This is a genomic window from Aerococcus sanguinicola, assembly GCF_001543145.1.
GTDB lineage: Bacteria > Bacillota > Bacilli > Lactobacillales > Aerococcaceae > Aerococcus > Aerococcus sanguinicola.
In genome coordinates this window covers 1,209,475-1,231,794 of record NZ_CP014160.1, presented here as the reverse complement: position 1 = coordinate 1,231,794, position 22,320 = coordinate 1,209,475, and the positions used below count along the sequence as shown (strand labels likewise).

The window sequence follows — 22,320 nt, the reverse complement described above, 5'->3', positions numbered from 1 at the left end:
TATACTCCTCCTTAAATATAAAAAAACCGCCTCTTCCAATCTGAAGAGGCGGAGTTAATAAGCATCCACGGTACCACTCTACTTGCTGGCAAAGCCAACATCTCTAGCCGATTAACGCTCGGACACGGACTAGTTTATCTTATCTAGTCGAGCTTATGCGGCGCGCTTCACACAGTCTTCAGACAGGCCTTCCACCACCACCTGCTCGCTTTACTCAGGGACTTTGCTACTCTTCCGCATCTCTTTTATGAGAGTACTTTAATTTAATTGTTATTATATCACGGCTATATCAAATGTCAACTGAACTTTGCTAAATTATTTTAGGACTTATCCTAAGACCGCTCGAGGGCTTGGCAGAGGGCTTGGGCATGTTCTTCTACCCGTTCAGGGGCTGGCCCACCCAGAACATTACGCCGGTAGACGCAGGCTTTCAAGTCGATTGCGTCAAAGATATCTTCTTCAAAGTCATCCGCATAGCGCTTATAGTCTTCCAAGGAGAGGTCTTCTAGGGTTAGGTTCTTTTCGCTGCAATATTGAAGGATGTTACCGGTAATTTGGTAGGCATCACGGAAGGGCATTCCCTTAGCAGCCAAATAGTCGGCGCAGTCTGTCGCATTCAAGAAGCCTTGACCACAAGCAGCATACATGGCATCCACATCCACAATCGTTGCTTCCAACATGGCAGGTAGGAGGCTCACCATCATCTTCATGGTATCGATAGCGTCGAAGAGGGCTTCTTTTTCCTCCTGCATATCCTTGTTATAGGCGAGAGGGAGGCCCTTCATCAGGGTAAGAACGTTAACGAGGTCGCCATAGACCCGCCCCGTCTTTCCGCGCATCAATTCATGGATATCGGCATTCTTCTTCTGGGGCATAATGGATGACCCGGTTGAGAAGGAATCTTTCAGGTGAATGAAATGAAACTCCTGACTGGCCCAAAGAATCGTCTCTTCCGCATACCGGCTGAGATGCATGGCCAGAATCGAGAGGGCACTCAGCATTTCAATACTGTAATCACGGTCAGAAACCGCATCCAAACTATTGGCCGATGGGGTCAAGAAGTCCAAGAGTTCCGTCGTTAAATCGCGGTTCAAGGGGAAAGAAGAGGTCGCCAAGGCACCAGCCCCCAGTGGCATGGTTAAATCAATCCGCTTACCCACATCCTGCAAGCGGCCATAGTCCCGCAGAAGCATTTCCGCATAGGCCATCAAATAGTGGCCATAAGTAATGGGTTGGGCCCGCTGTAGGTGGGTATAGCCCGGCATGATGCTTTCCGTATGCTGGAGGGCCTTCTTAGCAAAGCCCAGCATGGCATCCTCCAAGAGGCTGCAGAGGACCTCAATCTCATCTCGAACATAGATCTTCAGGGCGGTGGCAACCTGGTCGTTCCGGCTTCGGCCGGTGTGAACCTTCTTGCCTGTATTCCCTAAGCGCCGGGTCAATTCCGCTTCAATAAAACTATGGACATCTTCTTCCTCATAGTCAATGGCTAGCTTGCCGTCACGGTAGTCTTCTCGCATCTGCCCCAGTTCCTGGTAGAGCGCCTCCGCTTCCGCTTCTTCAATAATTCCCTGGGCCCCCAGCATCTTTGCGTGGGCCATTGAACCCTGCAGGTCAGCATCCAGCAGTCTATCATCCACTTGAATTGATTGATTAAATTGATAAGCCGCTTCTGACATCGCGTCATGAAAGTCATTCGACCAAATTGCCATCTTTGCCACTCCATTCTTTTTAAGTCTTATGCTTAATCATAAACAAAGTTCGGCCCAGGTGCAAGATTGATTGAGAAAAGCTGCTTAAAGAATCCTATTTGCCAGCAGCTACAAGTGAAAAGCCATTATAAAAGGCCCCAACTTCTACTTCAGTTGGAGCCTTGGGATAGAAAGGGTTTGGTCTGGCAGAAGTGGCTCCTCTTCACAAAGCGTCGCCGAAGACTTTTAGTTTTCTTTGTCGCTTTGCTCCAGAGGTTCACTTCTGACCGCGCTCCCTCACACCCTTATCTAGTCGGGTTCGCAGTTGCAGACTTGAAGTGACTTCACCCAATCGGAACGATCGGCTAAAGCCGCTCTTTTTCGCTTGGGCTCCAGTCATCCAAGTCTGGGCGCAACTGCTCACACCCTTTAGTCGGGTTCAGGCTAGCAGAAATAGCTCCTCTTCACCAAAATCCGTCGAAGACTTTCAGTCTTCTCTGGCTTTTGGCTCCAGAGGTCTATTTCTCCCGCTAGCCTTCACACCCTTTCCTAGTTGGGTTCGACTTGGCAAACTCGGAGTGATTTCACAATTAAGAAACGAGCGAATGCTTCGCTCTTATTCTTAATTGCTCCAATCATCCGAGTCTAACCGCCAAGTCTCACACCCTTTAATTTTCAAAGATGGCTTTGATTTCGACGTAGTCTTCTAGGCCGTAGTAGCCTTTTTCGCGGCCTAAGCCAGACATTTTGTAGCCGCCGAATGGTGCTTGGTCGCTGCCTGGGTTGTCGTTGACGAAGACGTTACCTGTCCGCAATTGGCGGGCTACTGCCTTGGCTTCTTCTTCTGGACCAACGACAGCGCCAGAGAGGCCATAAGGGGAGTCATTGGCTTGTTTGATGGCGTCTTCTGTGTCGGTATAGGTCAGCACGCAGAGGACAGGGCCAAAGATTTCTTCTTGGGCGATGGTCATATCATTAGTCACATTGACAAAGACCGTTGGATCCACATAGTAGCCTGTCCGGTCAACTTTACCCCCGCCTACCAAGACTTCAGCACCTTCTGCCTTACCTTTTTCGATATAGTCTTCAACGGTCTCTTTTTGCTTGGCGGAAACCATGGGGCCAACTTTGGTTGCTTCATCGGCTGGGTCATCGAGGACCACTTCCTTGTCATAGAAGTCTTTGATAGCCGTCTTATAGTCTTCCAATTCATCTTCTGGGACAAAGAGACGGGTCAAGGCTGCACAAGTCTGCCCTTGGTTATCGAGGACAGTGTTCATCGACTTAGCCACAGCGAGTTCCTTGTCGCCGCCTTTGAGGGCAATAAGAGCAGACTTACCGCCGAGTTCAAGGACGAGGCGCTTGATACTACCACTCGCCTTATCGTAGAGACCGCGACCGACTTCGGTTGACCCGGTAAAGGAAATAATAGCGACATCCTCATGACCAGCGAGAAGGTCTCCGGCCTCACTCCCCCGTCCAGTAATCAAGTTAACGACCCCTTTAGGCAGGCCAGCTTCTTCAATAATTTCCATGAATTTAATGGCTGTGAGGGGGGTATCCGAGGCTGGTTTAACCACGATAGTATTACCAGTTAAAAGAGCTGGAGTGAGCTTACGTTGGATCTGGTTCAAAGGATAATTCCATGGCGTAATGCAGGCAACCACTCCTGATCCTTCTTTAATAACAGTCGCCGTATCGTAACGTTCTTCGAAGTTGAAGCGGTCCAAGGCCTTGAGACTTCCTTCCAATTCCCCGATCGATTTGCGCACCTGGTTATCCCGGGAAAAAGCCTTGCTGGCGCCCATCTCTTCAACCACAATATCGACTAATTCTTCCTTATGCGCTTTAAGGCCTTCAAGCACCTTCTCTAAGTAGGCCTTGCGTTCATCTACAGCTAAGCCATTCCAAGACGGAAAAGCAGCCTTAGCTGCAGCCACTGCATTGTCCACATCTTCGGCATTACTGGTTGGAACTTGGGCGATCACTTCTTCACTTGTTGGATTAATTACATCGGTATATTGACCAGACTTGCTGTCTACCCATTCACCGTTAATATAGTTTTGATAGGTCTTCATCAAAAAAGCCTCCTTCAGCTTGCTGTTAAGGGTTTACAGTTCCCATTATCAAGTAATTGACTGGAGAATTCAAGTCAGAGGGGTCCAAAAAAGCTCCCCGAAATCAGGGAGCTTGAGGTCTAAATTGAAACTTAGTTTAGATAAATTTTCCTGCGAATTCAGCGAAGGCTTTACCAGCACTTGCTAAGAATTCTTTGGTATCTTCTGCTGTAATTTCACCGTTTTCACCGATGTAATCAGCAGAGTTTCCAATGTAAAGTTCAGGTTGTTGCATAACTGGCATATCTAAGAAAACTAAAGATTGACGGAGGGTATGGTTAGCGATAGCACCACCGATACCTGCTGGTGATTGTGATGCAACAAGAGCTGGCTTGCCTTCCCAAACGCTTGAACCATATGGACGAGAACCTAAGTCGATCGCATTCTTCAAGCTCGCTGGAATGCTACGGTTGTGTTCAGGAGTCACGAAGATAATCGCATCTTGAGCACGCACTTCATCACGGAAACGCGTATATTCAGCAGGTTGTTCAGCTGCTTCATCATAGTCTTGGCTATAGAGTGGAAGGTCAGCTGTTTCGATAAAGGTCACTTCAGCGTCACTTGGTAAACCTGCCACTAATCCTTTTGCAATGGCTTCAGAAAATGAATTCTTACGAATTGATCCTAAAACTACACCATATTTTGCCATAAAATAAATCTCCTTCTTTCTTTTATACTTTTGACTTAACAACTTATCTTATACTTCTATGATAATAGTTCAGTTTCGAAACTTCAAGGCAAACGACTCGAAAAAAGATTTTTTGTTGGTATTTAAGATCACATTTTTATTTCTAGAATTAAAGAATAAGCAATTTTTCTTTAATCAGCTAATCTTGAGCAGGAGTGGAGCTTTGAATTTGATCGTTAGCCATGTCTAAGCAAGCAATGTGAATTACGTATAGTAGGCGTTAGCCGTACTAGACGTTTGAAGCTCGCTAGGCGAGAGACCTTGGCTCGAGCCGGTGCCATGGCTCTTTAACGATCAAATTCAAAAGCGGAACGTATGCTCAGCAACGCAGCTTAAAAAAGAAGCAAGAACCCCCTTGCGAGAGTTCTTGCTTCTTCTTTAATCAGCGGCTTAGTACATGCCACCAGCCATAGCACTTGGATCAACTGCTGGTGCTTCAGGTTCTGGCTTATCCGCAACAACACTTTCTGTTGAGAGGATAAGACCGGCAACTGAGCCAGCATTTTGTAGGGCTGAACGGGTTACCTTAGTTGGGTCAACAATCCCTGCTTCAATCATATCTACCCATTCATTGTTTTGGGCATTGAAACCAATACCTTGGTCTTTAGAACGGAGGCGTTCCACAATAACTGAACCTTCTAAGCCAGCATTTTCAACAATTTGGCGGAGAGGTTCTTCTAAGGCGCGTGCCACGATACGTGCACCTGTGGCAGCGTCACCTTCCAGCGCTTCTGTTGCTTTTTCAACTTTATCTTGAACATTCATGAGAGCAGTCCCCCCACCAGCAACGATACCTTCTTCAACCGCTGCACGGGTCGCATTCAAGGCATCTTCAATGCGGAGTTTACGTTCTTTTTGTTCAGATTCAGTTGCAGCACCGACTTTAACAACGGCTACCCCACCAGCTAATTTAGCTAAGCGTTCTTGGAGTTTTTCACGGTCATAGTCAGATGTGCTTTCTTCGATTTGTTTACGGATTAAGGCAATACGTTGTTCTAATTGTTCCTTATTGCCGCCACCTTCAACAACTGTGGTATGGTCCTTGGTTACAGTAACGCTACCAGCCTTACCTAAGTGGTTGATGGTTGCGTCTTTCAATTCTAAGCCGAGATCTTCAGAGATCACTTGCCCCCCCGTTAGGACAGCTAAGTCTTCTAGCATTTCTTTACGACGGTCGCCGAAACCTGGTGCTTTAACAGCAACTACATTCATGGTCCCGCGTAATTTGTTCAGTACTAAGGTTGGAAGAGCTTCCCCATCCACATCATCAGCAATTAAGAGCAGTGGGCTACCTTGTTGTAAGATTTGTTCAAGGAGAGGAAGGATATCTTGGATATTTGAAATCTTACGGTCTGTTAAGAGAATGTATGGATTTTCCAAGCTGGCTTCCATTTTTTCATTGTCTGTTACCATATATTGGGAGAGGTAACCGCGGTCGAATTCCATCCCTTCAACCACGTCTAAGGTCGTATCGATAGACTTAGAGTCTTCAATGGTAATCACACCATCTTCGCCAACCTTGCCCATAGCTTCAGCAATCAGCTTGCCGACTTCTTGGTCACCAGAAGAGATCGCAGCAACGTTAGCAATGGCATCTTGAGATTCCACTTGAACAGAGTTTTCCTTCAAGCCTTCAACAGCTGTCCGGATTGCTTCGTCGATCCCGCGGCGAACGCCAACAGGGTTAGCACCAGCGGTCACATTCTTCAAGCCTTCACGAACAATGGCCTGGGTTAGGATCGTTGCAGTGGTGGTTCCGTCACCAGCTACATCATTGGTCTTAGAAGCTACTTCAGCGACTAATTTAGCCCCCATGTTTTCGAAGTGGTCTTCTAATTCGATATCTTTAGCAATGGTTACCCCATCATTAGTGATCAATGGTGAGCCATAGCTTTGTTCGAGGACAACGTTACGTCCCTTAGGCCCTAAGGTAATCTTCACCGTATTCGCTAACTTGTCCACACCACGCACTAAAGCTTGACGGGCATCTTCTGAAAATTTAATATCTTTTGCCATTAAAATTCATGCTCCTCTCGATACACAAGTAATGATTCAATCTTTAAATTTAATTTTTGATCTAGTCTTCAATAACAGCGACAATATCTTTCGCTTTTAAGATGAGGTATTTTTCACCAGCATATTCCACTTCATTGCCGGCATATTTTTCAAATAAGACAAGGTCATCTTTCTTAACTGGACTTGTGAAATCTTCTGTTTCATCAGCAACTGCAATAACACGTCCCACTTGGGATTTTTCTTGGGCTGCAGATGGTAGTATAATACCAGACGTTGTTTTTTCTTCTTGTTCTTCAAGCTGAACAATCACACGTTCATTTAAAGGTTTTAACATAATTCACATTCCTCCATCAGTTCCAAAAAACAATTCACTTTTTATCGTTAGCACTCACAACTTCCAAGTGCTAACTTACATTTATTATCTTAAAACATTTTATTTTAGAATGCAAGTCTTTTGTTGACTTTTTTTGACCTTTTAGTTTTTCTTTAAATTTTTCCGCCAAAATAGCTGATCTCACTTGTCTTTTAGCCATATTTTCGTTACATTACATATTACGATGCAAGATTAAAAAGGAGTGTTGCTATGTCTTTACAATCACTAGTCATGAATATTGTGCTAAAAATCATCCTTGCTGGCCTCTTCCTCTCCCTGGCTATTTCAATGGTCAGTGAAAACGGTTGGTCCTTCCTTCCCTTCATTAATATTCTCTTAGCAAGCCACGATATCTTCCAAAGTATCCAGTTAATTCGAGCCTACCGAAGAATCAAAAACCTATAAACCAGGTAAGTGGTCTTAAAAGAAATTAATCGAAAAGTGCCTCAAAGAGAGCTATTTCGCTCCTTTGAGGCACTTTTTTGATCACTTATATTAAGCTGATTTCTTAATGGTGGGTCACATAATAAATCAAAGTCTGTAATTCATTGGCTAAATCCACAGTCTGAACAAACATGTCTTTAGGCACATTGAGCCGACTAGCTGAGAAGTTTAATATTCCCTTGACTCCAGCTTCTTCAAGTTGTGGCACCACGCTTTGGGCGGCATGACTAGGGACCGCTAGAATGACAATATCAATTTGACGGGCTTCTAGCTGGTCGACGATCTCGTCCATGCTGTAGATTGGCACCCCTTCGTGGATCTTACCGACCTTCTCTGGATCAATATCGAAAGCTGCATTAATATGAACATTATTAGATTGCTTAAAGTTATAAGAAATTAAGGCATTCCCCAAATTCCCCACACCGATCAGAGCGACCATGGTGAGCTGGTCTTGGCTCAGTAGGCGGCTGAAAAATTCAATTAAATGATCAATTTCATAACCATAGCCCCGTTTGCCCAAAGTACCAAAATAAGAAAAATCACGTCGGATGGTAGCACTGTCGACTTTTACTGCATCAGAAATCTGTTCGGAAGAGACACGATCCATCCCCATTGCCTTGAAATTCTTCAAGCAACGGTAGTAGATTGATAAGCGCTTAGCTGTTGCCTTTGGTATCTTTTTCACTAGAATCCCCCCTGTTTGTTCAATTGTGAAAAATAGAATAGGAATATTTTACCAGGATTTCGACTTCGTAGCAAATCTAAAACTTTAATTTAAGCTTAAGCCGAAGCCATAAGTGTAGCTATTTCCCGCACTATCTTGATAGGCATAAGCGCGGTCCATATACTTGTCCTTATCGTAGCCCGGTACATCATTAGGGGAAGCACAAATACCTTCATCATTAACCGCAATCACGTCATCATTGGCGGGTAGGGTTAGAGGCAGTTTCCCCTTGGCAGGGCAGGCCCCTGTATAGACATCAATGATGGCCTGGATAAAGCTATTAAAGCTGGCAGTTAAGGCGTCAGCTAGAGGCTCTACATTCTCCAAGATAAATGGCAAGTCGAGGTTGACATTAATAATCGTATGGTCAACCGCTGCTTGGATGGCCTTCACCCGGTCGAGGTCCACGTTCGTTGCTTGGTGGATCTGTAAGTCCAGATAGCCTGAAGTGGCTTCGAAGTAAGAACCCGAGATTGGTTCTAAGAAGAGTAGGGCAATATCGGCTTCGTGGTAATCCGTCACCAGGTCAATCTGTGGGAAGGTCTTGCGGATCTGCTCTAGTAATTCTTGGTTGAGTTCATCTGTATTACCGAAGATTCCTTGCTTGCGGCGACTGGCCATTTCCTCTTCATTATAGACCTTGGTAAAGATTTCCGCATAAACTTTCTTACCCGCTAACTTGTCCTCAGTCAGAGGCAAGAGCTCTTGGTCATTCTTCAAGAGAACCACCGATTCCTGGTGGGCCTGGTAGGCTACTTTGCGGCTGTCTGCCGTATTGGTGATGGCTTCTGCCTGGTCAGTATCTTGGTAAGGATTCTCGAATAAGCCGAGAGCAAAGAGCTCCTTCAAAGTGCCTTCCAAGCGAGCATTCACCGTCTCTTCATCGACCAAGCCCTGGGTCATAGCTTCCTCAAAGGCTTCAACCTCTGTGGTCCCCGAGACAATATTCGTCCCCGCCTTGAGCATCTTAGCTACCCGCTCCGGCTTAGTTAGGTCTTCAACACCCCAGGCACAAGCATCCAAGACTCCTGTATCTGAGTTGATATAGCCCTTAAAGCCTAGGTCATCACGCAAGAGCTCTTGGAGGAATTGACGGTTGTAAGCAAAAGCCACATCCTCTTCAAAACCTGCTTGGAAGGGTTCTTGGGGCAGGTTGGATTTTTCCTGGCTAGGAATCGCATAGTAAGGCATGATCGAGCTTGGTTGGTGCTTAATAGCTGCCTTGAAGGGTGGTAAGTGGTAGGTCTCTAAACTATTAGGAGTTGGGTAAACATTAAATTTCCCTTCTTCGTAGTGGGGATCGAAACCGTTCTCCCGTGCACCGCCGCCTGGGAAGTGCTTGATGGTGAGGGCAACACCCTGGTCGTCTAAGTCCTCTCCTTGGTAGACTGGGATAATCGTTTCAGCAATTTCTGAAATCTGTTCGGGGTTCTCGCCAAAAGTTCCCGACGTTCTAACCCAGCGAGGATCCGTCGCGGTATCTACCATGTACATATAACCCTTGCGAATGTTGTTGTGCCAGAATTCCTGCTTACCAATTTCAGCAAAGGCCTTGATCAAAGGAATATTGCGAGTCGCTGCCAGACCCAGGGTACCAGGGAATTGGGTAAAGCGGCCGATCGCTGACTCCGCATTAAAAGTAGCCTCATTGTTTTCGTTCTTGGAGTTGGACAAAACCACTAAGGGAATCCCTAAGCGACTTTCCTCGACCATTTCCTGCATGGTATTGACCCAGGTCACAATCTCTTCCGGCTTGGCATTCTCTCTTAAGATAATATGCCGGATTTGGAAGTCTTCTAAAAGCGTTGAGGTCGGGTGCTCATGCTTAGGATGGGGATACTGGATCTCCTTATCGGCTTCGTTAATGACCCCATTATGGCTGGTTGGTTCACCTTCTTCAGCTGAAATTCCCATGGGCTTGTCAATGAGGACCATCATACCGGCTTTTTCGCGGAGGTTCATCCGCCCGACCAAGTCCTTAGCCCGCTCTTCCGGGCTCAATCGCCAGTCTTCATAGGGATTGACTCGACCATCTTTATTATGGTCTTTGAAGCGTAAGCCATCGACTTCAACTTCTTCTAAGTGACGGCTCACTAATTTCCTTTGTTCCATTGAATCGCTCCTTATTATTTATTTGAATGATTTTAAGCACACCATAAGTCTATTTTAAGGGATAAAGTTATTTTTGCAAAGCCTTTCACAAGCTAAGCGAAATTTTGTTAGTCGTCCCTGTGGCGGAATTATGCTAAACTAGGAATAGTATTTTAGAAGGAGGCTAGACAATGATTCTTTTACAAGGTTCCAATTTAGCCCGACATTTTGGGGCTGAGACCCTTTTTGAAGACATTCAAATTACAGTTCAAGATAACAGTCGCATTGGTCTAGTCGGTAGAAACGGTACCGGTAAATCGACCCTACTGAAGATCCTAGCAGGCATTGAGAGTCCAGACCAAGGTACCGTTTCCCAGCGCAAGGGAACCCGGATTGCCTATATGGACCAGCACTCCGCCGTCAACAGCGAACGGACAGCCTATGAAGAGATGAAGAGCGTCTTCACGGAAGACTTGGCCTTGATTGACCAGGCCAATGAAGCGGCCATGGTCCTGGCCGATGAAGCTGTCATCCAAGACCCTGATCGCTATGAACAAGCACTGAAGACCTATGACCAGCTCCAAGAAGAAATCAACCAGCGCAACGCCTATAGCTATGATTCGGAGATCCGCATGGTCCTCCACGGCTTCCGCTTCCCCGAGGATATGTACGACCAGCCCATTTCACAGATGTCTGGTGGGCAGCGGACCCGGTTGGCCTTAGCCAAGGTGCTCCTAGAGAAGCGGGACATCCTGATCCTGGATGAACCAACCAACCACTTGGATATCGATACCCTCAACTGGTTGGAAGGCTACCTGCCCAAGTATCCCGGCGCCCTCTTGATCGTCAGCCACGACCGCTACTTCCTCGACCATGTCACCAACGAAACCTATGAAATGACCCACCACGGCATCGAACACTATGCCGGAAATTATAGCTTCTACTTGAAGGAAAAAGCGGTCCGCCTAGAGACCCAAATGAAGGCCTATGAGAAGCAACAAAAAGAAATCCATAAGTTAGAAGACTATATTGCCCGCAACCTGGTCCGGGCTTCTACTACCAAGATGGCCCAGAGTCGACGCAAGCAGCTGGAGCGAATGGACAAGCTAGACCGCCCCCAACAGGACGAACGCTCAGCCCGTATCCAATTCTCTACGGAAAAGTCGAGCGGCAATGTCGTTCTCACGGTCGATGACCTGGCCATCGGTTATGACGACTGCCTGTCCTATCCGATTAATATCGATTTACGTAAACAGAAGGCCCTGGCCATTGTCGGTCCAAATGGCGTCGGCAAGTCTACCTTGCTCAAAACCATTACGGGACAAATCCCAGCATTAAAGGGCGACTACCAACTTGGAACCAATGTGAGCCTAGGCTACTACGACCAAGAGCTAGGCAATCTCAATTCCAAAAAGGACGTCCTCCACGAACTCTGGGATGAACACCCCAGTATGAATGAACAAGACATTAGGACCATCCTGGGCAGCTTCCTCTTTAGCGGAAGTGATGTTGAGAAACCCGTCCATGGTCTCAGCGGTGGTGAAAAAGCCCGCTTGGAACTGGCCAAACTCGCCTTGGACCACGACAACTTCCTGGTCCTTGACGAACCCACCAACCACTTGGATATTGACTCCAAAGAAGTTTTAGAGAATGCCCTGATCGATTATGATGGCACCCTGCTTTTTGTCAGCCACGACCGCTACTTTATCAACCGCCTAGCTACCGAAGTGCTCGAAATCTCAGCAGAAGGCAGTAAGCTCTACTTGGGCGACTATGACTACTACCTCGCCAAAAAGGCCGAAGAAGAAGCCCGGCAAGCCGCCCAAGACACTGGTCAAGACCCAGCCAAAAAAGTCGAAGAGAAGTCTTCGGGCAAGCTCAGCTACGAAGAAAATAAACAAAAACAACGCGAACAACGCCGCCAACAGCGTCTCGTCGACCAATGCGAAGAAGAAATCACCCAAATCGAAGAACAAATCCAAGCCATCGAGCAGGAAATGGCCAAACCCGAAGTCTACCAAGACAACGCCCAAATCCTCGATCTCAACGCCCAACTCGAACCCCTCAAGGCCCAGCACCAAGAACTCATGGACCAATGGGAAGAATTGCTCAGTCAATTGTAGGCCGTTGAAACTTGAGACTAAAGAGACAAGCTAGCAAACAGAGAACCACTTGCTAGCTTGTTTTTAATTATGGACGAATAACTTGCGAACTAGGGACCAGAAAGCCAGTTCGCCCTTTGCCTACACTATTAACAAGCTACAAAATAAAACCACTCTCTTCACTCGGCTAAGAGTAAAGAGAGTGGTTTTATCATTTCTCAGCATTGTTAAGAATCGCTAATATCCAAGCCTGGCACAGCATCCAAGCTCAAATTAGCGAAGGCGCCTTTTTGGTAGAGGCTATAAGCAGCCGCACCAATCATGGCTGCATTATCACCACAATATTTGAGGGGTGGGAAGTAAAGCGTCACTTCTGGATGGCGGTCAGCTAGGGCCGCTTGGAGCTCGCGGCGCAAGCCACTGTTAGCTGCTACCCCACCAGCCACTAAGAGCTGCTTAACAGGATATTCATCCAGGGCCCGGCAGGTTTTTTCAACGAGGACTTCTACTGCTGCGGCTTGGAAGGAAGCCGCCACATCTTCTTTAACAAGCTCTTCCCCGCGTTGGTCAGCATTGTGAAGGTGGTTAATAACGGCCGATTTCAGCCCACTAAAGCTGAAATCAAAATTATCTTCATCGAGCATGGGACGGGGATAGGCATAAGTATCCTGACCTTCCTGGGCCAATTCATCCATCCGCTTGCCACCCGGATAAGGCAGGTCGAGCAAGCGGCCTACCTTATCATAAGCCTCCCCAACTGCATCATCACGGGTATCTCCGAACTTCTCAAAGACGCCATCTTCTGGCATATAAACCAATTCCGTATGCCCACCACTCACCACCAAGGCAAGCAAGGGAAAGGCCATGGCTTGAACCAGTTGATTGGCGTAGATATGGCCTGCAATATGGTTGACACCAAGCAAGGGCTTGTCATGGGCAAAGGCTAGTGCCTTGGCTGCGGTAATCCCAATTAAGAGAGAACCCACCAAACCTGGGCCCTTGGTCACCGCAATCCCGTCAATTTCTTCCCAAGTCAATCCAGCCTCTTCAAAGGCTAGGTCCACAATTTGTGTAATTTGTTCCACATGGTGGCGGCTGGCAATTTCCGGAACCACCCCACCAAAGCGCATGTGACTTTTGACCTGGGTGGCTACGATATTGGCCAGGCAGTCCTTGCCGTCACGAATAATCGCAGCCCCTGTCTCGTCACAACTCGATTCAATCGCTAATAGGGTTACTGACATCTTCTCACCTTTTCTATCTTTAGACTAATAAACAATAAATCCAGGCATCTTCCCCATCCTGGTAATAGTTGGGACGGACCGCTAGCCGGTCGAAGCCCAGTTTCTGGTAGAGGGCCTGGGCCGAGCGATTGTTTGCGCGCACCTCTAAAAAAATACGTTCCAACCCTAGGACCTTCAATTGGCTGATTCCTTCTCTTAGGAGGGTCTCTCCCAAGCCTTTCCGCTGAAAGTTAGGCAATACCGCCAGATTCAGCAGTTCGGCTTCACCTGCTAAGAACTGAAACTGAGCCAAAGCAAGCAAAGTTTCTTCTTCATAATAAGCAAAGACCTGGGCATGGGGGCGACTGAGAAAGTGGTCGAGGGCTTCAACGGTCCAAGTCGGTGGCTGGGGATAAGCAGCTTCCAAAACCATCCAAATTGCTTGTCCAGCCCCTAGCTCTAATCGTTTAATCATGTTTGGAGTCAGCCTCCTCAAAGCGCCAAGCCAGCAAGTCGGCATGTTCACGGTTATCGTGATAGTAAAAGTGCCGGGTCTTCAAGCGTTGAAAGCCCCGCGCCCGGTAAAAAGCTTGGGCCTGCCTATTGGATTGGCGGACCTCCAATTGAATTTCTTGGAGGCCAACTTGTTGGGCCAAGTGTTTTGCTTCTTTCAATAAGTAACTACCCAAACCTTGACCCTGGCAACTAGGGGCCACCATGAAATTAGACACATGGAGATGATCAGGCTCTTCCCGGCAAGCAATAAAAGCCAAGAGGACGCCATGGGAAAAAGCCTGGAGATAAAAAGTATCCGGCCGCCCCACCATGTCCCGGTAGAAATCCTTCATCCCCCACATGACCTTGCCATAAGCTAATTTTTCCAAGTCAACCATCTGTTTCAAGGCCGTCTGGTCGGATAAACGCAAACTGAAAGCTAGACCAGAAGCCAAGACCCCTTCTTCTTGTCGGACTTCAATGCGGTCCAACAAGTCAGCTTGGGGCGCTCTAAATAAGTGGTCTAGCCAGCTAAAGTATTGGTTAATCCGCTCTTTCAACATAAGTTTCCCCATCATGACCGGGGTTTTTCTCCCGCCAGTTTTCTTCTGCTTCAGCTAATTTGGCATAATCGGGCAGGAAGGTATCCACATCTTCTAAAGTCAGGGGCAGCTGGACCATCTTGTGAGCATAGATCAACCGATCCTCTGGCGCCGCCAAGTGACAATGGTCGTGACGGAATAAAATAGGCGCCAGCGCCTCCTCATAGCTAGCCAGGTCCGGGCTGATAAAGTAAACCTGGTCATAGTCATCTAAGCGGTCTTCCCAGGCAGCCAAGCAATCGGAAAAAGCACCGTGCTTAACCTCTTCAAGAGCTGTCCAAGCCTGACCATCCTTCAAGTAAGCCGCCGCAAAAACCGTCTGCCGGCGGGCATCGAAGAAGGGCAAGACCAAAGCTTTTTGGGCTCTAACATTGGCAGCCAAGGCGAGAAGGCTAGGCACGGAGTATAGGGGAATCCCCAGGGTAGAAGCCAGGACCTTGGCCACTGTGACCCCAATCCGAAGTCCTGTGTAAGAACCAGGTCCCTTGGAAACAATAACCCCTTCCAGGTCCTCAGGTCGCCAAGCTACTGTCTCCATCATGGTCTGGACCAAGGGCAGGAGCTGGGTAGAATGTTTAATTTTGGTATTGGTGGTTATCTCACTGATCAGCGTCTGGTCCTCCAGCAGGGCCAGGCTCAGGGATAGCGTCGCACTATCAATCGCTAAAAAACGCATCTTAGCACCCTCTCTAATTTGACTATTCACAGCTCTTATTGTAGCAAATATCTGAGCCCTGAACAATGTGCAGACGTGCCCTTAGGAAAAGCTGATTTGAGCTTTAGGCAAACCTTTGTTTTTAAAACTTATTTTATAAGAACTGGGTGGTCAACTTACTAACAGAGATCTTGTTTGCAAGTTCCCTAGCGGCTACTTGCATTTGAGGGGCCATTCGCAAATAGACGACTGCCAACTTGCTATCGAAAGCCCCGTTTGCAAGTAGCCAGCCACGAACTTGCTATTGATTCTGGTATTCGCGAGTTCAACTAATATAATTTGCTAATTGGACCGCTATTCGCAAGTTGCTTGTTCAAAAATCTTATTCTCAATAATAAAACAAGCCAGCAAGAAAATCGATACTTGCTAGCTTGTTCGTTGGTCGTTATTTTTTAGGTCTTACTCTGACCCTGAGTAGTTGAAATCACAAAGGCAGAAAGGGACTGGCTTCAGCAAAAAGGGCGACCGGCTAAAGTAGGTCTTTTCCGTTTGGCCTCCAAGCATCCAAAGCTAAACGCTCTTGCTCACACCCTATAGTCGGGTTCGCAGTTGCAGTCTTGAAGTGACTTCACCCAATCGGAACGACCAGCTAAAGCCGGCCTTTTCCGCTTGGGCTCCAGTCATTCAAGCCTGAACGCAACTGCTCACACCCTATCTTAATATTTCAACGACGTTCTTCTGGGCGGCGGCCCGGGCTGGGAAGACGCTGAAGACGATACCGATGAGGACAGAGATTAGTACGGCTAATAAGGCGGTGCCAAAGTCGACGGAGGCGCCGAAGGGGAGGAAGCTGGCGATGAGGTGGGCCAGCAGGATACCGAGGATATAGCCGACCACGCCTCCGACTGTGGTGATGGCAATGCCTTCAAAGAGGAATTGTTTTTGGATATTGGACTGGGTGGCCCCGAGTGAGCGACGGATACCGATTTCTTGGGTCCGTTCAGAGACGGAAATATACATCATATTCATGACCCCAACCCCTGCAATCAATAGGGAAATTCCGGCAACAGCCGAGATGAAGTAGGTCACCATATTCAAAGTATCGCCGACCCCTTCCAGCATCTTAGACATATCGAAGAACATATACTGGCCCTTCTGCATCTTGCTGCCTTCTGAATTCAGCTTATCGACAATATCATCCATAATCTTCTTGGAGTCAACCCCCTCCTCAAAATAAACTTTGAGGGACAGGCTGCCACGATCAATCAGATTATAGATCTCCATGGTCTTCTCTGGCATCTTGATTTCAGGTCCACTGCTGATCGAGAAGGCGCCAGCGCTCTCATTCGTGGCCGGCCCCTGACTTTCAAAGACACCCACAATCGTAAAGTTCTTACCATTAATGCTGAGGTTCTTATCCACAGCCTCCTTTGCCTGACCAAAATATTTTTCAGCCAAGTTCTGACTGATAAGGACATTACGAGCATAACTTTCTGAATCACTTGGATTCAAATTACGGCCAGCGACCAAGTTATCAGATGTTTCCTTAAAAGGCCGGACCGGTTGGGACTTAGTCTCTTTGCCTATTTTAACCGTCACATTGGTCGGCATACCATTGTCTTCATCGTCAACCTTGGCCTCACTAACCCCCTCGAAATCTTCGACCAATTGGATATCCTGTGGGGTGTAGACCTTGGTCTTCGAGGAATCGAAGTTCTGGTCAGTCGGTTGGAAGAGTAAATTCTGGCTCACCCGGCCTTCCTTATCATCCGTCAGGGAATCCATCGTTTCTTTTTGAAAACCGTTCCCGAGGCTCATGATGGTAATAACCGCGGCAATCCCGATGACAATGCCGATCATAGTCAGGAAAGTCCGTCGTCCGTTCATCCGCATGGTTGCTAGGGAGGACTTTAATATTTCACTAAAACGCATCTAGTCCCCTCCTTCCGCTGGATCGCCGCCTGCCATTAATTGTTCATAGGCTTGGGGCATGATGATATCCGTTCCATCTGAATGAATGGCCCCGTCCACAATGGTAATGTGGCGGTCCGCATATTCCTGGAGAGTCGGATCGTGGGTAACCATCAGGATGGTCACCCCTTCCTGGCGGTGGAGAGAAGAAATGATATCCATAATCATCCGCGAGGTCTTGGTATCCAAGGCCCCGGTCGGCTCATCCGCAATGATAAATTTGGGTCGATTGACCAGGGCACGGGCAATGGCCACCCGCTGGCGCTGGCCACCCGATAACTCATAGGGTTTGGACTTGCCCTTGTCTCCTAAACCTACCCGTTCCAAGGCTTCTTGGACCCGTTCATGGGTCTGTCCGGTCCTCAAGCCACTATAAAGCAGGGGCAGACGAACGTTATCGGCGACCGTCATATTTTGGATTAAGTTAAAGCTTTGAAAGATAAAGCCCACATAGCTATTGCGCAAATGCGAGACTTCCTGGTCCGTCCGCTGCTTGAGCGGCTCATTATGGAAGAGATAGGACCCTTCGAATTGGTTATCCAAAAAACCAATCACATTAATCAAAGTAGACTTCCCCGATCCAGAGGGCCCCATAACGGTAATGAATTCCCCGTCATAGACGGATAAGTTCACATCTTTCAGGACATGGACACGGTTTTCTCCTTCGCCGTAATACTTGTTGATATTTTTGAGTTCAAATAAAGGCTCGGCCTGGTCTAATGCCTGGCCAAGGTTGGATTGTTCAATTACCATGGCCTCTGCCTCCTAGTTTTTACTTTCTGCGTCAGCTTTGTCCGCTGATTCAGCCAAGTCAATTTCTTGGCCATCTTGGAGGCCTTCAGGATTCTTAATGACCTCGTCACCTGCCTTGATATTCTTGGTTACCACTTCTTGGCGGCCTTGCTTGGCAGTCGTGACTTCGACTTTTTTAACTTTGCCATCGCGGTAGACAAAGACATAAGACTTACCCTTGTCCTCTACAATGGCTTCTTTAGGGAGGACAAAGCCAGGTAATTTGAAGTGAACTTTAGTGCTAAAGCCTGGTTGGATCTTGTCTTTAGCTTTAACAGTGAAAGGATATTGGCTCTCGCCCCCTTGACCAGCGGCTTGGGCGGCTTGACCGGCCATAGCAGCACCTGCATCTCCACCAAGACTTGGGGCTTCGCCAGGAGCTGCTGGCAAGTTTTCATAGCTGATAATTTCACCCGTTGTCTTTTGACCACTGGCTGGAACAGTCAGGTCTACCTTGCGTCCATCCTTGAGCAAGTAGAAGTCATACTCGCCAACGGTCCCTGTCACAGAAATGTCGTCACTGATAATCCGCACTAGGGGCACACTTGAGTCTGTAATCCCCTTGGCGTCATAGATGACCTTACCGCTCGTCCGCGCCTTGACCTGGTTATCAGTCTGGGCTTGGGCCCGGTTGAGCTGGATCTCCAAGTCTTCAATCTGTTGGTTGAGCTGGCGAACTTGTTCATCCACACCAGCTTGACCACCGGCTGCCGGAAGATCTCCCATGCCACCTGCTTGGCTGCCTGTTTCTAGACCAGATGGTACTGTTCCTCCCGCTTCAGATCCGGCTTGACCCGCTAGGCCTGGGCTTGCCACAGCCTGGTCAGTAGCTGCACCTGGAATAGCTGCTTGGCCAGCTTGACCACTAACCGCTGGAGGACAATTCGGATCACTTGCAGCTGGAGCTTGTCCTGCTCCGACACCAGCTCCTGATAAGTTCACAGGTGTCGCAACATAGGCTCCCAAACCCGAAACTAGCGGACTGGCTACGAAGGCCTGGTTGACACTGGCCATGGGACTGGCTGCCTGGTTCTGCAGGCGGTTGCGTTGGTCATAGAGGCGGTTAAGTTGACGCTTGGTATCGTCAATCTTATACTGGGCCTCAGCTTGTTGGTAGGAGAAAAGAACATCGCCCTTGTTAACCCGCTGGCCGTCAGCAACATTCACAATCCCCAAGTCTCCTTTTTCACGGCTATAGTAATAGGCATCGTCGGTCTTCAATTTCGCCTTCCCATCAACCGTCACCGGTTCCTGTTCCGTGACCTTGACCGTTTCGTAGCTCGTATCGCTTCCTTCCTCACCGAAGTTAGCCGCATAAAAAACATTATAAGCGAGTACGCCGAGGACTAGGAGCGCAGCTAAGCCGCCAGCTAGTCCCCACCAAAGTTTTTTTGAATGGATCATGTGTTCCCCTCATCTTCCTAATTATTTTTCTTTTTTTATTCTACCATATTAAGGGCTTAAGCTTTACCAAATTTTGCTAAAAGCACGAAAATCCCCTTGAAGCAAAAGAATTGCATTTTAAGACAGGAGGCAGTATATTGGAAGAAAGTCTATACAAGGAGGTCTAAGCATGGACGAATTACTACCACGTATCAACGAATTAGCCAAAAAGAAAAAAGAAGGCACGCTTACCAAAGAAGAAGCAGCCGAACAAGAAAAATTACGGAGCCAATACCTTAAGCAATTCCGGGAAAACTTCCGGTCTGTCCTCATGAACACCAAGGTGGTTGATCCTGAAGGGACCGATGTCACCCCACAAAAACTAAAAGACGCCCAAGCCAAACGCCGGGGCGAGCAAAACGATCAATCAGGATCCAAATAAAAGTTTGCTAGAAACTAGGACAAGTTAGCAGAAATAAGTCTTTTTCACTAGAAGCTAACAGCTTATTGTTGCTTCTAGCCTTCATGACTTGTATATATTTTTATCTAAAGCCGGGATTTAATCTCGGCTTTTTTAATAATAAAAAACATCTTTGCCAAAGCTGGCAAAGATGAAAAAGGAAAAAACAAAAATGAAAGGATGATGCAATCTTTCGACTGCTCAATCAAAATTATAGCATAGGCTAATCAAAAATGAAAGGGCTTTTTTAAAAGCGATTACATTTTTTCTTTTTTAAACTTGCTTGCTCATAAAGTACAATATCGTTCTCATTTTTTGATCATTTACGGGCTCTTGTATTTCCAAAATATTGCTATAAACCCATTTCCCCTTATTTTTCTTGTGAAAGTCTAAGCTAGAAATGTTTTTTCCGCATTTTTTACTTAAAAGGGCTTTCATTTGTGTGGGAATTTATATATAATACTCTTACTGGCAATTAGCTAGTTCTATTTATAGGGTTTTATCTATTAATGATAGCGCTTAAGAAACTGAGAAGGAGGCAGCTTTTTACTTAGTAAAATATTATTATTTTCATACACTTGCCATTATTTATTTTCTAGGTGTATGCACTTTTTTTGAAGAAAGGAATTATAAAAATGAATACAAATGCTAAACCATTTGGCATGCGTGATAAGCTGGGGTACATGTTCGGGGACTTAGCCAACGACATGACCTTTATCTTACAAAGTATGTTCCTGATGGTCTTTTATACGGAAGTTTGGGGGATTAACCCGACAACAGTTGGGAACTTATTCCTAGCCGCTCGCTTCGTTGATGCCATCACAGAACCATATCTGCTATAAAAGTTCTTGATAAATGTGAAGCAATTGTTTAAATTGCACATTTTATCTTGACAATTCATTTAATTTGTTGCCAATTTCACATGTTTGATCAAAATCCCTTTTCAAAGCTATTATTTTCTCTTATAATGACTAATGCTTTATTTTTATATTTTTTGTTTTAAAGGAGGAATTATTGTGGCAGAAAAAACAGCCACCAAGCCGTTCGGTATGTCCGACAAACTTGGTTATATGTTTGGGGACTTCGGGAACGACTTTACATTTATTCTTTCATCAATGTTCTTGATGAAATTCTATACAGACGTTATGGGAATCTCGAGCGGGATTGTCGGCGGTATTATGGCCGGAGCTCGGATCGTGGATGCCTTCACAGATATGACCATGGGGCAAATTGTTGACCGGACCAAGCCAACGCCAGTTGGGAAGTTCTTGCCTTGGATCCGCCGCATGGCTGGTCCCGTTGCTCTAGCTTCCTTTCTCATGTATGCGAGCTGGTTCCAGGATATGCCTATGTGGTTTAAGATTGGATGGATGATCTTCACATACATCTTATGGGGATCTGTCTTCTACACTTCCATCAATATTCCTTTTGGTTCGATGGCTTCAGCCATCTCCGCTGACCCTAAGCACCGGGCTGAACTATCCACCTGGCGGACCATTGGCGCTACCCTAGCCCAAACCTTCATCGGGGTTGTGCTCCCACTCGTGGTTTACTACAACGATCCTAGTGGCGCCCAAGTCCTTTCGGGAACCCGGATGGCAATTGCCGCAGCGGTTTGTTCGATCCTAGCAGTTATCTGCTACGCCCTCTGCTACAACCTAACCACGGAACGGGTGAAGATCGAACAGAAAACCGAGCGTTTCGATTTCATTGATATGGTCCATCAACTGGCATCTAACAAGGCCTTGATTGGGATTGTAGTCTCTTCCATCTGCTTACTGCTCACCCAATTAACCTTGAGCGCCATGCTTCCATACGTCTTCCCTAACTATTTCGGGAATACCCAAGCCCAAGCCGCCGCAACCTTTGTGGGTTCAGCAGCGACTCTGATCTTATCCACCTTTGTGGTCCAACTCTCCAGCAAGCTCGGCCGTAAGGAACTCGGTATCTGTGCTGCCCTTTTCACTGCCGTGGTCTTGATCCTAGCCTACATCCTACAGATTTCTAATGCCTGGGTTTTCGTTGCCTTCTACGGCCTCGCTTATTCTGGTATCGGCTGCTTCATGCTGATTACCTGGGCCATGATCACCGACGTCATCGACCAAACGGAAGTGGAAACCCATGAACGGTCAGACGGTATGATCTATTCCGTTTACTCATTCGCCCGTAAGATGGGCCAAGCTGCCTCATCTGGTCTAGCCGGTTGGTTACTGACCCTGGTTGGCTATTCTGCAGCCACAGCCTTCGAGCCTGAGGTCACCCAAGGCATCTACAATATCACTTGCCTAGCTCCAGCTGTTGGCGCCATTTTACTCGCTACTTCTCTCTACTTCCTCTATCCACTGAATAAGAAGCGTGTCGAAGAGAATGCTACCATCTTAGCCAACCGCCGGTAAAATATTTTATAAGCAAAAACTGCGCCAGTAAGGGCGCAGTTTTTTTGCTTATAACAGTACATATTTTGTTCTTTCTTAGGAACAAATTTTGTTCCGA

General features: G+C 47.0%; 19 protein-coding genes. 5 read left to right on the top strand and 14 right to left on the bottom strand.

Translation table 11 applies throughout. The features are described from left to right. Positions 1 to 332 precede the first annotated feature (332 nt). From argH to AWM72_RS05465, 5 genes are all read right to left on the bottom strand, one after another. Positions 333 to 1,712 carry an argininosuccinate lyase gene (gene argH, locus AWM72_RS05485; protein WP_067974482.1) on the bottom strand — a complete coding sequence of 460 codons (1,380 nt, stop codon included), beginning with the start codon at positions 1,710 to 1,712 and terminating at the stop codon, positions 333 to 335. A 647-nt stretch (positions 1,713 to 2,359) separates the two neighbouring features. After that, positions 2,360 to 3,769: an aldehyde dehydrogenase family protein gene (locus tag AWM72_RS05480; RefSeq protein WP_067974478.1), complete on the bottom strand. Its 1,410-nt coding sequence runs from the start codon at positions 3,767 to 3,769 to the stop codon at positions 2,360 to 2,362. A gap of 136 nt (positions 3,770 to 3,905) precedes the next feature. Further along, a complete protein-coding gene (locus AWM72_RS05475; RefSeq protein ID WP_067974474.1) occupies positions 3,906 to 4,457 on the bottom strand; it encodes an NADPH-dependent FMN reductase in 552 nt (183 codons plus the stop codon). A 429-nt stretch (positions 4,458 to 4,886) separates the two neighbouring features. Continuing rightward, the gene (gene groL, locus AWM72_RS05470) at positions 4,887 to 6,512 is read right to left on the bottom strand and encodes a chaperonin GroEL (RefSeq protein ID WP_067974471.1); all 1,626 of its coding nucleotides are present in this window, start codon (positions 6,510 to 6,512) and stop codon (positions 4,887 to 4,889) included. Between the two features lie 61 nt (positions 6,513 to 6,573). Continuing rightward, entirely contained in the window at positions 6,574 to 6,846 is a 273-nt protein-coding gene (locus AWM72_RS05465) for a co-chaperone GroES (RefSeq protein WP_067974468.1), read from the bottom strand. Positions 6,847 to 7,095: 249 nt separating this feature from the next. Between AWM72_RS05465 and AWM72_RS05460 the strand changes: the two genes are divergently transcribed. Then, complete coding sequence (locus AWM72_RS05460; RefSeq protein ID WP_067974465.1) at positions 7,096 to 7,290, top strand: hypothetical protein; 195 nt, start codon at positions 7,096 to 7,098, stop codon at positions 7,288 to 7,290. Positions 7,291 to 7,393: 103 nt separating this feature from the next. On the opposite strand, the gene AWM72_RS05455 is transcribed toward AWM72_RS05460, so the two are convergent. Next, a complete protein-coding gene (locus AWM72_RS05455) occupies positions 7,394 to 8,020 on the bottom strand; it encodes a redox-sensing transcriptional repressor Rex (RefSeq protein WP_101603602.1) in 627 nt (208 codons plus the stop codon). A gap of 78 nt (positions 8,021 to 8,098) precedes the next feature. After that, entirely contained in the window at positions 8,099 to 10,165 is a 2,067-nt protein-coding gene (locus AWM72_RS05450; RefSeq protein ID WP_067974457.1) for a glycoside hydrolase family 3 protein, read from the bottom strand. A 170-nt stretch (positions 10,166 to 10,335) separates the two neighbouring features. Here AWM72_RS05450 and AWM72_RS05445 point away from each other — a divergent pair, with 170 nt between their 5' ends. Next, a complete protein-coding gene (locus AWM72_RS05445) occupies positions 10,336 to 12,267 on the top strand; it encodes an ABC-F family ATP-binding cassette domain-containing protein (protein ID WP_067974454.1) in 1,932 nt (643 codons plus the stop codon). Positions 12,268 to 12,473: 206 nt separating this feature from the next. Here AWM72_RS05445 and tsaD read toward each other — a convergent pair whose 3' ends face one another. From tsaD to AWM72_RS05410, 7 genes are all read right to left on the bottom strand, one after another. After that, positions 12,474 to 13,490: a tRNA (adenosine(37)-N6)-threonylcarbamoyltransferase complex transferase subunit TsaD gene (gene tsaD / locus AWM72_RS05440; RefSeq protein WP_067974451.1), complete on the bottom strand. Its 1,017-nt coding sequence runs from the start codon at positions 13,488 to 13,490 to the stop codon at positions 12,474 to 12,476. 19 nt (positions 13,491 to 13,509) lie between these two features. Next, positions 13,510 to 13,944, bottom strand: coding sequence for a ribosomal protein S18-alanine N-acetyltransferase (rimI, locus tag AWM72_RS05435; protein ID WP_067974447.1), 435 nt, complete (start codon positions 13,942 to 13,944; stop codon positions 13,510 to 13,512). Beyond that, complete coding sequence (rimI, locus tag AWM72_RS05430; protein WP_067974442.1) at positions 13,937 to 14,527, bottom strand: ribosomal protein S18-alanine N-acetyltransferase; 591 nt, start codon at positions 14,525 to 14,527, stop codon at positions 13,937 to 13,939. The genes rimI (AWM72_RS05435) and rimI (AWM72_RS05430) overlap by 8 nt, the downstream gene beginning before the upstream one ends. Further along, a complete protein-coding gene (gene tsaB, locus AWM72_RS05425; protein WP_067974439.1) occupies positions 14,508 to 15,242 on the bottom strand; it encodes a tRNA (adenosine(37)-N6)-threonylcarbamoyltransferase complex dimerization subunit type 1 TsaB in 735 nt (244 codons plus the stop codon). The genes rimI (AWM72_RS05430) and tsaB overlap by 20 nt, the downstream gene beginning before the upstream one ends. A gap of 690 nt (positions 15,243 to 15,932) precedes the next feature. After that, positions 15,933 to 17,153 carry an ABC transporter permease gene (locus AWM72_RS05420; protein WP_067974435.1) on the bottom strand — a complete coding sequence of 407 codons (1,221 nt, stop codon included), beginning with the start codon at positions 17,151 to 17,153 and terminating at the stop codon, positions 15,933 to 15,935. After that, positions 17,154 to 17,945 carry an ABC transporter ATP-binding protein gene (locus AWM72_RS05415; protein ID WP_067974432.1) on the bottom strand — a complete coding sequence of 264 codons (792 nt, stop codon included), beginning with the start codon at positions 17,943 to 17,945 and terminating at the stop codon, positions 17,154 to 17,156. Between the two features lie 12 nt (positions 17,946 to 17,957). Continuing rightward, complete coding sequence (locus AWM72_RS05410) at positions 17,958 to 19,388, bottom strand: biotin/lipoyl-binding protein (protein ID WP_067974428.1); 1,431 nt, start codon at positions 19,386 to 19,388, stop codon at positions 17,958 to 17,960. 169 nt (positions 19,389 to 19,557) lie between these two features. On the opposite strand from AWM72_RS05410, the gene AWM72_RS05405 reads away from it, so the two are divergent. The 3 genes from AWM72_RS05405 to AWM72_RS05395 all read left to right on the top strand — a co-directional run bounded on the left by AWM72_RS05405 (position 19,558) and on the right by AWM72_RS05395 (position 22,223). Further along, a complete protein-coding gene (locus AWM72_RS05405) occupies positions 19,558 to 19,809 on the top strand; it encodes a DUF896 domain-containing protein (protein WP_067974425.1) in 252 nt (83 codons plus the stop codon). Between the two features lie 653 nt (positions 19,810 to 20,462). Continuing rightward, entirely contained in the window at positions 20,463 to 20,669 is a 207-nt protein-coding gene (locus tag AWM72_RS05400) for an MFS transporter (RefSeq protein ID WP_067974421.1), read from the top strand. A 174-nt stretch (positions 20,670 to 20,843) separates the two neighbouring features. Beyond that, entirely contained in the window at positions 20,844 to 22,223 is a 1,380-nt protein-coding gene (locus tag AWM72_RS05395; RefSeq protein ID WP_198434427.1) for an MFS transporter, read from the top strand. The last annotated feature ends 97 nt before the right edge of the window (positions 22,224 to 22,320 follow it).

Bases quoted from the DNA above. Each gene is read 5' to 3' on its own strand.
- argH (WP_067974482.1), bottom strand. From the start codon at position 1,712: ATGGCAATTTGGTCGAATGACTTTCATGACGCGATGTCAGAAGCGGCT.
- AWM72_RS05480 (WP_067974478.1), bottom strand. From the start codon at position 3,769: ATGAAGACCTATCAAAACTATATTAACGGTGAATGGGTAGACAGCAAG.
- AWM72_RS05475 (WP_067974474.1), bottom strand. From the start codon at position 4,457: ATGGCAAAATATGGTGTAGTTTTAGGATCAATTCGTAAGAATTCATTT.
- groL (WP_067974471.1), bottom strand. From the start codon at position 6,512: ATGGCAAAAGATATTAAATTTTCAGAAGATGCCCGTCAAGCTTTAGTG.
- AWM72_RS05465 (WP_067974468.1), bottom strand. From the start codon at position 6,846: ATGTTAAAACCTTTAAATGAACGTGTGATTGTTCAGCTTGAAGAACAA.
- AWM72_RS05460 (WP_067974465.1), top strand. From the start codon at position 7,096: ATGTCTTTACAATCACTAGTCATGAATATTGTGCTAAAAATCATCCTT.
- AWM72_RS05450 (WP_067974457.1), bottom strand. From the start codon at position 10,165: ATGGAACAAAGGAAATTAGTGAGCCGTCACTTAGAAGAAGTTGAAGTC.
- AWM72_RS05445 (WP_067974454.1), top strand. From the start codon at position 10,336: ATGATTCTTTTACAAGGTTCCAATTTAGCCCGACATTTTGGGGCTGAG.
- tsaD (WP_067974451.1), bottom strand. From the start codon at position 13,490: ATGTCAGTAACCCTATTAGCGATTGAATCGAGTTGTGACGAGACAGGG.
- rimI (WP_067974447.1), bottom strand. From the start codon at position 13,944: ATGATTAAACGATTAGAGCTAGGGGCTGGACAAGCAATTTGGATGGTT.
- rimI (WP_067974442.1), bottom strand. From the start codon at position 14,527: ATGTTGAAAGAGCGGATTAACCAATACTTTAGCTGGCTAGACCACTTA.
- tsaB (WP_067974439.1), bottom strand. From the start codon at position 15,242: ATGCGTTTTTTAGCGATTGATAGTGCGACGCTATCCCTGAGCCTGGCC.
- AWM72_RS05420 (WP_067974435.1), bottom strand. From the start codon at position 17,153: ATGCGTTTTAGTGAAATATTAAAGTCCTCCCTAGCAACCATGCGGATG.
- AWM72_RS05415 (WP_067974432.1), bottom strand. From the start codon at position 17,945: ATGGTAATTGAACAATCCAACCTTGGCCAGGCATTAGACCAGGCCGAG.
- AWM72_RS05410 (WP_067974428.1), bottom strand. From the start codon at position 19,388: ATGATCCATTCAAAAAAACTTTGGTGGGGACTAGCTGGCGGCTTAGCT.
- AWM72_RS05405 (WP_067974425.1), top strand. From the start codon at position 19,558: ATGGACGAATTACTACCACGTATCAACGAATTAGCCAAAAAGAAAAAA.
- AWM72_RS05400 (WP_067974421.1), top strand. From the start codon at position 20,463: ATGAATACAAATGCTAAACCATTTGGCATGCGTGATAAGCTGGGGTAC.